This window comes from uncultured Psychroserpens sp., from assembly GCF_947500255.1.
Taxonomy (GTDB): domain Bacteria; phylum Bacteroidota; class Bacteroidia; order Flavobacteriales; family Flavobacteriaceae; genus Psychroserpens.
In genome coordinates, this window is the sequence record NZ_CANMRL010000005.1 from 33,060 (window position 1) to 45,156 (window position 12,097).

General features: G+C 34.4%; 10 protein-coding genes. 8 read left to right on the forward strand and 2 right to left on the reverse strand.

All coding sequences use genetic code 11. The features are described from left to right. Positions 1-106 precede the first annotated feature (106 nt). The 7 genes from Q0783_RS13770 (at position 107) to Q0783_RS13800 (ending at position 9,032) form a co-directional block, all read left to right on the forward strand. Positions 107-1,447, forward strand: a complete 1,341-nt coding sequence (locus tag Q0783_RS13770; RefSeq protein WP_298757291.1) for a microtubule-binding protein — start codon at positions 107-109, stop codon at positions 1,445-1,447. 316 nt (positions 1,448-1,763) lie between these two features. Continuing rightward, positions 1,764-2,807 carry a hypothetical protein gene (locus tag Q0783_RS13775; protein WP_298896055.1) on the forward strand — a complete coding sequence of 348 codons (1,044 nt, stop codon included), beginning with the start codon at positions 1,764-1,766 and terminating at the stop codon, positions 2,805-2,807. 14 nt (positions 2,808-2,821) lie between these two features. Next, on the forward strand, positions 2,822-4,780 hold the full coding sequence (locus Q0783_RS13780) for an AAA family ATPase (protein WP_298896057.1): 1,959 nt from the start codon (positions 2,822-2,824) through the stop codon (positions 4,778-4,780). Between the two features lie 5 nt (positions 4,781-4,785). Next, positions 4,786-6,021, forward strand: coding sequence for a DUF6638 family protein (locus Q0783_RS13785; protein WP_298896059.1), 1,236 nt, complete (start codon positions 4,786-4,788; stop codon positions 6,019-6,021). A gap of 44 nt (positions 6,022-6,065) precedes the next feature. Then, positions 6,066-6,608, forward strand: a complete 543-nt coding sequence (locus tag Q0783_RS13790; RefSeq protein WP_298896061.1) for a hypothetical protein — start codon at positions 6,066-6,068, stop codon at positions 6,606-6,608. A gap of 81 nt (positions 6,609-6,689) precedes the next feature. Then, positions 6,690-8,402: a hypothetical protein gene (locus tag Q0783_RS13795; protein WP_298896063.1), complete on the forward strand. Its 1,713-nt coding sequence runs from the start codon at positions 6,690-6,692 to the stop codon at positions 8,400-8,402. A gap of 135 nt (positions 8,403-8,537) precedes the next feature. Continuing rightward, on the forward strand, positions 8,538-9,032 hold the full coding sequence (locus tag Q0783_RS13800; protein WP_298896065.1) for a hypothetical protein: 495 nt from the start codon (positions 8,538-8,540) through the stop codon (positions 9,030-9,032). Here Q0783_RS13800 and Q0783_RS13805 read toward each other — a convergent pair. Then, positions 9,024-9,977, reverse strand: a complete 954-nt coding sequence (locus Q0783_RS13805; RefSeq protein WP_298896067.1) for a helix-turn-helix domain-containing GNAT family N-acetyltransferase — start codon at positions 9,975-9,977, stop codon at positions 9,024-9,026. The two genes, Q0783_RS13800 and Q0783_RS13805, sit on opposite strands and share 9 nt — an antisense overlap. Before the next feature lie 53 nt (positions 9,978-10,030). Continuing rightward, positions 10,031-11,053 carry a formimidoylglutamase gene (locus Q0783_RS13810; RefSeq protein WP_298896070.1) on the reverse strand — a complete coding sequence of 341 codons (1,023 nt, stop codon included), beginning with the start codon at positions 11,051-11,053 and terminating at the stop codon, positions 10,031-10,033. A gap of 111 nt (positions 11,054-11,164) precedes the next feature. Between Q0783_RS13810 and Q0783_RS13815 the strand changes: the two genes are divergently transcribed. Further along, positions 11,165-12,046: a chromosome partitioning protein ParA gene (locus Q0783_RS13815; RefSeq protein ID WP_230935389.1), complete on the forward strand. Its 882-nt coding sequence runs from the start codon at positions 11,165-11,167 to the stop codon at positions 12,044-12,046. Positions 12,047-12,097: the final 51 nt, after the last annotated feature.

Genomic DNA, 12,097 nt, shown 5'->3' on the forward strand with positions numbered 1-12,097 from the left:
ATTATGTTTTACTACTCATATTTTAGGCAGATTAAGTTTTTAAAATCATATTTTTTAACGAAATTGCTTGTCCTAAATATTGTTCAACTTTAATACACAACATAATATGTCTGATGATTTTGATTTATTAGAAACGAATTCCAACGAAAAAACTGAGAAAGTAGATGTTAATTGGGGAAAAGCCATAGACCAAATGAAGTCTAAATTGGCGCAGGAAGATGATCCAGAGAGTCGTCAGAAGATTCTAAATGCGACGTTAGATAATGTTGTAGATATGGCCGAAAAAGATAGGTCTACATTATTAGATGCTATTAAAGACCTTACCGATTATCAAGATGAGGTTGGTATTATGTTCGAAGGCTTTTCTGCGTTAAATGCTGCAGAGCAAAAAATTATAGATGATGCTATCAAACGTTTAGAACGTGCTAAGGTAGAATTAGAAGACGCAAAAAACACACCTGATACTTGGTGGAATAACCTTTGGGGACGAAAAAGTAAGATCAAAAAAGCAGAAGACGAATTGGCATTAGCTCAAAAAGAACGTGATGCTTCAGATAATAAAGCGAAAGCATTATTCCAACAGCGTATAGAAAGTGCCGATGTGCAAACGTTGTTAAATGAATTGTCATTTAAAAGTCAGGCAGCCATCAAGCGTTTAAAAGATAGAGAACTCGAAATCAAAGAAGTTGAAGAGAGTTTAAAAACCGCTATTGTTGAAGCTAGTAATAATCATACTAAAGCTTTGGAAAAGAAAAAGCAAGTAGAAGCACAGCTTGAAGAACAATACGCCCTTTTAAAGCAAGCACGTCAGGCTTTAGAAGAAGTGGCAGATAAACAATCTACTGAGTACTCTGAAGCGCTTGAAAAAGTAACACAGCTTGAACAAAAAGTAGAAGAACTTGAAGGACTTAAAAATGCTTACACAACTTTAGCAGCTTCTAAAGATAGTTTTGTACATAAGCATAACTTAACTATAAAAGTATTAACCTCTTTGCGTAGTAATTTACAAACGCATCGTGCAAAACTAAAGAGTGATACAGATGAGCGTTTAAAATATTATGATGGATATGTAGTGGCCTTAAAAGCGCGTACAGATCAAGAATTTGCTGCAATTTTAGAGCATTTAGGTGTAAAGACCGATGAACATATTGGAGAAACTTTAGCAGCAATGCATACAGCAAGTGCTAAAGCACGTCAAGAGATGATGGATAATATTCCAGTTCATGAAAAAGTAATGCAAGGTGTGTATGGTAGTTATGCAGAAGCATTAAAAGAAATAAGAACAAAAGACTCTGAAATCCAGAAAAACTTTGCTGATCGTTATGGTATTGATATGAAAGAAATTTTCGATGAATACTATAAGGCAGATCCAAATGCACCAGCAGATGGAGGTGAACCAGAAGGTGATCCAAAACCAGAATCTAACGACGACGATTTGTTGTCTTAAAATAATGATGGCGTTACCCTCTTCCGCTAAAAAGCTACAGAGGGTCAGGCTATCGCAAGTCGCTCTCTACGAGGAGCTCCAACAGGTGCTCCATCCTTAACGCGAATACAATTATGAAAAAATATTTTTTAGCCTCTCTCGCAGTAGTAGTTGTTTGTGCAGGTGTTATATCATTCATCTATTTTTCCAATGATCATTCAGAGTGTGAATTGGCAACTGAGATTACTTTCAATGAAAATGGCGAAAAGGTAACAACCGAAACACACATTTGTAAAGAGAAATTCAATTTATAAATCATAGAATGTATATCTAAAATATGATTGTAACTCCATTAGATTCAGCAATATTAGACTCTAAAGAGCAGTATGTCTTCTATCATAAAATGATAGACTTTACGCTTAAAGAGCTAATCGTTGCGGTACAACAAAAGCAGATACTTACTGAGCAAGAAGTACTCTTGTTTAAACAGTATTGTGATTTGCTATTGTATTCAATCGAAGCCATGCGTGTGAAATATATGTATGACGATGAGGAAAACATGAAGGTAGATTTAACAGATTCTGGTTTTCCAAACTATTTAGAGTTTCGTTATTTATTTAATGACCTTGGTTTGCGTGAAGATTATTTAGGCAAGCTTACTAATATAGATGTATTAAAAGAAGAATTTCTAGACACGCTATTGAGAAAAAAAGAACCAATAGCTCAGCGAAAGTTATTTCAAGCATCTTCTATAGTGTATTACACGTCTGCTAAAAAAGAGTATATTTTTAACCGTTTTGTTCAAGGCAAGATTATAGAAGCGCCTCAAGGTTCACCAGGACAATATTTAGTAAGCTGGAGTTTTTATGAAGTATCACATAACAGACCGTTTATTTGCTATATGTATTTTGATTACGATGGCAGTAATCCTCTTAAAGACAGAGACGAAATTTACTATGCTTTAAAAACAGTAGCAGATCGCGAATTGGCTATGGATATGATGGCTTATGCTATTGATAAACGTTTACCAAAAGTATTGCCTAAGCTAGTGAAGCGTGTTGATCTTGGACCAATACATAACGTTTTCGCAAAAGATGAGAATGAAATTACACATGCCATTCTCGATGGAATAGCGAAAAAGACGATTCCTTTAGAATCGTATGCCATCTCATTTAAAATTGACGAAGTTAGTTCTAAGAGCGAATTTAAAGAAGGTAGTTTCTTTAGTAAACAAACCTTTCAAAACTGGGATGCTGTGTTTAGACAACGCTATGTGTTTGCACCACACCGAATCATACAGTTATTATATAACAAAACACCTGAGATTATGAACAAGTTAGCAAAGGCGCCAATTCAGATCGCAGATTTAAAAATGAAATAAATTTTACCCATCATATGGAACACAATTCAACATTTCCTATAAAACAAAATGAACTCGATATGCTTCGTGATGAAGCAACATCCTACATTAAAAGTATTCAGTGGGAACAAGGGCAACGTGCAAAAAATAAAGATAAAGACGCTAAAGATGAGTCGATATTATTGTATTTGTCACGAGCTAAGGGAAATGGTGGAGCCGAAATAACGTCTGTATCCAAAACCATATTAGAACTAAAAAAAAGACTGTTGCCTGAGTCGATTGCTATTCCATTGCATCTTAACCAAACACTATATGCCGTTCAAGAAGGAATAACATTGGGGATTTGGATCAAAGACAGTTATTATGACGCTTCCGGATTGTCAAGTTTAGCAGAGAACAAATCGGCTTTGGATAATTCTGGTCGACGTGAGTATGAAAGTAAAATGCAAACTGGTACAGCGTTTATGTTATTTGCCACTGCCTACAAGATTTTACATGATTTAAAAACAGTTGCTTCCGACGATCTCAGTGTGATGAAGAATAAATTTGCAGGGATTCCAGAGGTGTCTATTATGTCACCATTAAAAGGCATATCATGTGCGTTATTTTACTATGATAAATATTTAGGGCATCCAGAAATCATTAAATCTGATAAAGATGTCATCGATTTTACAGTGGTTTATTTTGAAGCTTTAATTGCAGAGATTCAAATGCGTAAAAGTAGCTTGGAGTATACCGAAACAGTTACGGATAGAACCTATAAACTTGAGAAGTCAGATTTTGCAGTATCAGGTTGGGATAATGTATTTCAAGGTGCGGCAAAAAGTGTCGAATTTAATAAAATTCAATTCGAACAAATTGTAGGTAATAGAGACGCAAAACATTTCGCACGTCGTTTAACAGAGCGCATGCTGAGCTACGATTTTGATGCTAAGAAAAATCCGTTCCAAGAATTGGGTGGTTTTATGCCAGTATTTATGGGCTATGGAATTCCTGGGACAGGTAAAAGTATGTTGATTGCAGCTATCGCAACACGACTAAAAGAACATTGTGATAATTTAGACATCCCGTTTTTATTTCACCCAATGCCAGATACACTTATTTCGACCTTCCAAGGTGGATCAGCTGAAAAAATGGTAGAATGGATGAAGCCATTACAAGATCCTTCAAAATTAATATTTGCACCAATTGATGATGCCGAAAATAACTTACAAGAACGTACAGCTCAAGGAGTCTCTGCTGGTGTAAAAGAGGTGATTGGTGTATTTCTAAGATATACAGAAGGTGCTTATGCGGTAAACTACGGAAATAGCTCAATTGGCTTGTTTACCAACTTACCAGAAATGTTAGATAAGGCTGTTATTTCTCGTGTTCAAGGCCGTTTTAAAATAGATGGTGCTCGTACCGAACATGACTTTTTAGATCAAGATCATTTGTGGTGGAGAAAATTAGATACAACAATGCCAGATTTTGTAAATATGCAAGGGCCTAATGATTATAAATATCTTCAAGATCAAGGTTTGGCAAAAAATATGGGAGAAATCTTAAAAGTATCCGACAAGCCTACAGAAGAACGCGTATTAGAGGCTTATGATAAAGTTGAAAAACAATTTAAATCAACTGAACATTTGTTCTATGCTAATCTGTATAAAGAGATTCAGAAATTATTTCCATTTTTCTCATCTCGTGATGTGCGTAATATACAAAGTGCAGTGTCGTTACGCTTAACCGACTTTGACTTGGAAAAAGATTGGTTTGAGAATCCAGAGATCTACTTTCAAAAAGACTATGAAACAAAGTTCAATATGCTTCAGGAATTAATGCGAGCGAATATGAAAGGTTTAGATTTCTCTGAAATTCGTCGCCAGGAAGTGGTGCGATATTTAGATAATGTGGCAACTATTGCAGACACAGACTTTAAGCGAAAAGTAGATGCGAGAATTAATCAGTTGAATATTGAAACGGAAGCTAGAGAGCAGTTTGGGAAAATATAAGTGTCATGAACAAGCTAAAAGCAGCAAATCTATATCGAAGTGAACTCATTCCAATATCTGGAAAGCTGGTAGAGCGTTATAATAAATGCTTACTAAAACTCGGCTTTACAGAAACTACGCTTACCCATTTTCATGTGGATGGTATTGGTTGGAGTCCTGAAGTAGCTGAAGAAAAAAACGACGAGAATTACTTGTGTAATGGCGAGTCTAATCCGCATGGTATTATCATTTCCCCTTTACAAAATAAAAAACCGGTCTATTTGCCATACCATACCTTCGACAGAGATATGATGGTGCAAGTGTTTAAAACACATGGTGATAAGATTAATGATATTACACGTGACTCGGCAATTTGTATAGATTTCGATCAAAATATTGATGCATTTTATGAACCATTAGATGTGTTGAGATATGAAACTGTTACTATTAGATTCCACTTAATTGACAACCTCGATTATGTAAGAGAGGAACAATTGCAGCTCATTGAAAAATTTAAGCATGGCAATAACTTTATCGATGAGGATATTCACAATCAGCTTCTTGAATCGGCTAATAAATATGGCGATTTAAGAGAGCGTGATCTCAATTTGGAGGATATTAAATTTAAAACAGATTCGTTTTACACTAAATCTTTTGGAGGTGTTTATGTATTAAGAGATTTTATTTCTCCCATTGTTGTTTTCGAAAACAAAAAATGGTACAAAGAAGCTATTAAGGATACTGTGCAAGAAGTGATTATTTTTCATATCAAACAACCGCAATTGATGGAAAAACTTAGAGATCACATCATCATTGCCTATGATTTAGAAGATATTGTCAATACCAAACGTTATGAGCGCATCAAAAAATTTGAATTTGCTCAATATTTAAAGGATACTAAGCACCCAATTAAAGATATTTTAAACGACCAATTACTATTTAAAAGTTATTTAAATAAGGTCGATATTAAAACGAGAAAGAAAGTAATGAGCGTAGAACGTTACTTGGAGAAACTCGAAAAAAGTAACGAGTATAAAATTTCAGATATTGTTGATAATGATTTATTTGAGGCGATGCATGAACCACACTCAAGTTTACACCCAAAACATCAAGACCTTATTTGGAAACTTCTCATCAATATAGCACCAAAGGATGTCCTGTTTATGTATTGGTACGATAAGCAAGAGTTTTACAAGCAGTATGGCACTTGGGAAGAGTCATTACAAGACTGGGTTATTGAAACGATTAGTAACAATATTTAAGAAATTTAGACTAACTTTATAAAGCATCAACTAAAACTACAACTATGGGAACTGATATTATCATATTTATCGTAGCCGTTCTATTCGGAATTTTTATCTATTGGAGAGAATCTAATGGTAATGGTGCGTATCGCTTTATTAATAAAATAGTCAATAGTAAAGAATTACAAATGAGTGCCGATAATCCAAAAGGATTTGTATATAAACAAGCATTCATCCCACGACTAATTTTTATTGTAAGCATTGTTTTGATTGCTGCATTAATTCTCGAGTTTTTAACACCTATTTCGGTCTTTGCAAGTTATTATGGTGTGTCGGCATTTGCATCTTTCGCCTCAGGCTCTCTATTAGGAACATATTTGGCTAATATAGTTATTAAATCAAGCAAAGTTATTGAAGAGCAAAGTGAATCTCTAGAAGATAAGTTTGAAAATGTAGTTGAAAAAGGAAAGGAATTTATTGACGACCTAAAAACTAGAGACGCTAAAGTAGTCGAAGATACAAGTGAGGATATACAAACTGAACCTGAACCTAAAGTGAATGAAAAGTCGGCTCGCGACCGATTGAAAGATAAGGGGCTAATGTAGTTAGTTATTCCAAAATTGATGTAGAGTCCTTACGAATTATAAATAATGCTGCTCACAAAGCAGAATGTCAAAACTTATCAAATGATTAAATCTTACTGGAATAAAGGAAAGAAGCAAAAAACCATAACAATTATAGTTGGTATTATCTTGCTCATTGCATTGTTTGTGCTTCGTGATGATTATCAACCGGCATTATTGTTTTTTAGAAAATTCATATTTATCATCATACTGAGTTTGGTTGTGCTATATTTTGGTTTAAGAAAATTTCGAAAAACTGCAAGCACAGGAAAACGCCTTGGAATTTTAGGATTACTTGCTGCATTTTTCGCTCTTCTTTATCTCGCTGGTTGGCATTTAGGCTTATATGATTATATGAAAACCTATAATGTATTCAATGATTTAAATAAAGTAGAAATCAACGAATTGCCATTAACTCAAAATGAGCGCATTCAACCCTTACGAAATATCTTTTCGATGGCCAACGAAAGTGTAGGTGAGACCAAAGATGTATCCTTACCTCATTTGGTGCGTGTTGACAATGAAAATAAATGGACAATGGCTATTCAACCTTCTGAAAAATATATCATGCAGCGTATTAGCGATAATACCGAAGAAGTATTTGCAGTATCTAGTACGACGCCTTTTCCGCGTTTTTCTGCCGAAAACCGTATTCCAGTAACATTTTCTATTGGAGAATCCTTAAAATTCAGCCGAAACACCTACAATGCTGTAGTACAACGTTTCAATCCATGGATGTTATTTAATTATGAGCCTAGCGATACATTTTATATTAAGAACGATTCAGGAGAATGGGTTCAAGTGGTAAGTTTGATTAAATGGAAAGGTTTTTTCTTTCCTTATCCAACATTTGGAGGCGTGATGGTTATAGAAAGTGGAGAGCACGATTTTAATGATTACTTAGAACGTATTGCTATTGGAAAGGGTACATTTATCGTTCCAGATGAGATGAAGAATTATCCGTATCTCACCAAACAAAATACGCTTGCCGAAAAAGTATCACGATTGCAAGCAGAATCGTTGAAATTTCTGGGTGGATTTAGTGATCCCTTACCATGGAATATGGAAACTGCGGTGAAAATTCCAATAATGCCAGAAGACCAAAATCAACAGCCTTTTGTTACCGATTTTGATTTTGCAGACTCTGAAAGTGATGCGTATAGCGGATTATATCATTGGTTTGGATTAGAACCTGTTGGTCTAGAGCGTACAAGTTTGAGTTATAGCGTATTTGTTCCTGCCGATGGTACAGATAAATTGTATTACTATGATCATGCGGCAAAAAAACAAGGGTATGCAGGTGTATCTGCCATGCCTTTAAAGATGATAGAATCTCGAAAAGAATTTGATTGGGATGCCAATAAGCCTGTAGAATTTAGACCTTATATTAAAGATATTGCTGGTCGTAAGCGTTTATTCTTTTTAGGAACTGTTTCTGCAATAAATAAAGAAGGTCAATTTGATGGATCGGCTACACCAGATTTAGCACTCGTCGATAGTGAGTATCGTGATGTGATTTGGATTGATGTAAAGCATCCAAGTACATGGGACAAAACTATTTACGAACAATTAGGTGAGGCGTGGCGCTCTAGTGAAGGTATTGGCTATTATTTTCAAGAAGACAAAACAGATGTTGATATTCTACAAGAGCAGATTCAAGAAAAATTTAAAGCCATTGACACCAGTGCTCATAATGAGGGAATTGATAAGAATAAAGCTGAAATTGAACGTCTCAAAAGAAAATTAGATTCATTGCAGGCTTTGGATGGGAATTAATCTTCATTCTACTTTCAACTCAGAATAATATAACACGACTAACATTTCTTACTTGATTGATAGGTGTTCTTCGCATATATATTAATAAAGATGTAACAAACCCTCCGGTTTTCAGACCTATATATAAAGTCTATTATGGGCGGTTACATGGGATTTGGAATGGCGAAGTGGATTTACACACAGCGTCCGCAGAAAGCTTTTTCTAAAAAGAAATGCAAGCCTACATGCAATACATTGCCTACTTATAGTCGTCAATTTAAACTTCAACCTTCTAAACAAACAGGTCATTTTTATATCGTCATAAGCTTACTTCTTCTTGGATTGATATTTTCTGGATTTTATTTTAAAGCACCAGATTTTGTCGAACACTCCAATAAGATAAGTGTACAAAAGCTAGCCTATAATAAAAGTAGAGATAAAGAGGCATTTCAATTTTTAGTATCGTCTGGAACTAAAAGGTTGAAAAGAAATAATTTAAAGGCCGCATATTCAGAGTTTAAGTTGGCCTATGTTATTTATCCTGAAAATGAGCATTTGCATCAGCTACTAGTTGAAACTCTCAGTGCTTTGTGTAAGGATGGAAATACCTATTGTGCTGATTTGGACAAAATATTAAGTCATTCACTTTAGTCTCAATTCCATTTTAATATTGCTGCGCTCATAAGGGCTATCCTTTTCCAACTCTAGCTCTATAAACCCATATTTCTTATAAATATATATTGCATTTTCCAATATTGTGTTAGAGTAGAGCATAAGCGCTTTATGATTATTTGCTTTTGCAAAATCAATACAATGTTGCATTAAGTGCTGCCCGATTTTTTGCCCGCGTTGATTAGGTAAAACAGCCATTTTTGTCAATTCAAAAATCAAAGGCGTTTCTGTTGGCATTAAAGCCACAGTACCTAAAATAGTATCACCACGTTTGGCAAAAAAGATATGCCCTCCTTTGTTGATAATGTATGTGTCGGGTTTGCTCAAGACTTCCTCATCAAAAGACTCTACGTAGAAGTAGGTTTTAAGCCATTCTATATTTAGGTCATAAAAGCTTTGAGCATATTGAACATCATAATTAATAATCTCAAAATTGTTGGAGACTTCCTTTTTTGCCATATTAATAATGGCTTCACTTAAGCTTTTATGTTGCAATTTATCTTCCATCTTGTTGAGATGTTCTGTTAGCGAATTGGACGAATGTAAGGTATAATATTTGACAACTATGTCAATAGCTCTCCATAGAGGTTTCATACGAACGACCAGAGTTTCTCCTTTTTTTGACAAGGTTAATATCTTTTTTCTTTTATCTAATTTATCATTTTCTAGTTTGAGCAGGTCTTTAGATATAAGCTTATTTACTGCCTGAGTTATTGCTGGTTGTGACAGTTTTAAAGCTTTTTTGATTTCCACATTTGTCACTCCCTTTTTGTTTTGAATTATTTTTATAACAGGAAATAAGTAAGGGTCAAAATCGATATTAAAATGATCGTAAGTATATTGAACCTCTTTCATAATGAAATCACTTAATCTCTTTAATCGGGATCCCAAAGCTAACTCGCTAAAACCTCTTAATGCATCCATTGTATATATATTTATATAAGTACTTATGCAAATGTATAAAATATTTAATACAATTAAAAGGATTCCCGCGCTCTGATAAAGTCAGTAATTAAATAGGAGATAAGTTTACCAACTTGAGTGGGCTGTTCTTGAGTAGGAGCAGCTTCACATATATGAAGATACGACACCAGTTCCTGCTTTCCGAAGTAATGCACAAAAGCTCTGGCTTTATTTGTAGAAAAACCACTTGGAGTCATAGCGCTACTAGGTATATTCTGTATGGCATCACAATCAATTTCTAAACCAAATGGCTTATCAGAGACATGATTTGAAGCGTTTTCCATTTCGGTATCAAAGTTAGTATCTCGCCTAATCATCATGCTTTCAAATGTGCTATATTGTATTTGCTTCAGTTTTTTTAAGGTTTTAAAACTAGTTTCAGATGTATAATTTTCGTGCAAACCAAAAACAAAGTAATTTTTCAAGAAACCTTCAGCATAAGCATAACTAAATCCGTTACCACTATGTCGACCTTCTTCAGCTCTAAAATCATGATGTGCATCAAAGTTTACAGCATTTATCGCCTTTTTAAGCGCCAATGAAGTGCCTTTAATATTTCCATAAGCATTATTATGACCACCACCAATAATAATTGGAATCTTACCTGCACTTACAATTTGCGAAACGAGATAAGCCACAGATTCATCTATTTTTGATACTTTTTTCCGAGCTTTTTGAATGTCTTTTTTCTTGTTCTGATCTAACTTTTTTAGCTTTTCTTGATAAGAATCAAATTCCAAATGACCCAAAACCACTACTTTTTTTGCATGCGTATACGCATTACTTTGCACGTTTAACAAAATATTAATTGCAGCGTCCCAAGCCTTGGAAGTCCCAGTATTGCCGTAATTGGCGAAAACTCCAACGTCTTCTTTTATACCAAAAATGACATAGGTGACATCTAATTTTGATAGTTGTTCGTATATATTGGAGAAGTCTGGAAACAACAAGACGTGTTCTCCAAATTTGGTCTCTTTAGGACGTTTGTTCAGAATATTATTTAATTCTGAATTCGTAAAAGGTTTTAAGTGTTCCATTTACAAAATTGATTAATTTTGATGTATTAAAAGTACAGTTTTTTTATTTTCGGCTTCAAATAAAATTGAAAGAATTAACTTTAAAATAACTAGTAAACAAAACGTAAACTTATGGACAATTCAAACAGTAAGAGTACAGGATTAAAAATTGCTTTAGGAATCCTTTTAGCATTATTTTTAGGTACAGGTTTTTATACATCAAAACTGTACAATGAGAAAAAAGAAAACGAGGCGACATTAACACGCGAAAAAGAGCAGGTAATGGCCGATTTAAGTACAATGGCAAAACAGTATGATGTTGCTATTGGTGAAAACGAAGTTGCTAACGAGAAATTGTTAGGTGCTAGAGAACGTATTCAAGGCTTAATGGATTCTTTAAAAATATCTCAAAATAGTGTGAACAGCTTATGGAGATATAAAAAGAAATTTTTAGCACTACAGGACGAAATGGATGTTCTTATGGCTGAAAACGATAAGCTTAAGGTAGAGAACTCATTATTAGCATCTACATTAGATAGTACAAATGTGCAATTAGCTGAGCGTACTGTATTCACAGATTCACTTTTAGTGCAAAACACACAGTTGGCCGAAGTTGTAGAAAATGCAGCAGTATTGCAAACAACAGATCTTAAAGGATTTGGTGTGATTGAGAGAAGTTCTGGGAAATTGATTCCTACAGAAAGAGCAAGACGTAGTGATAAAATTAGAGTATGTTATACAGTGGCTAAGAACAGATTGGTTGGAGCAGGAGATAAAGAATTGTATGTTCAAGTGTTGGATCCAAAAAACAATGTTTTAGGTGCTAATGAGCAAATTCAATTTGATGATACAGTATTGAATTACAGTTTGATTAGCAAGTTTAACTACGAAAATAGAAATTTAAATATTTGCGAGTTTGTGGCTCCAAATGAAGAGTTTGAGAAGGGACGATATGTCGTTAACGTTTTCAACAATAAAGAACTAGTATCTTCTTCAGAATTCACACTGAAGTAAAAGAAACAATGGTTTAGGTTAGTTAAAATCCGGAGAGCTTTAGGTCTCCGG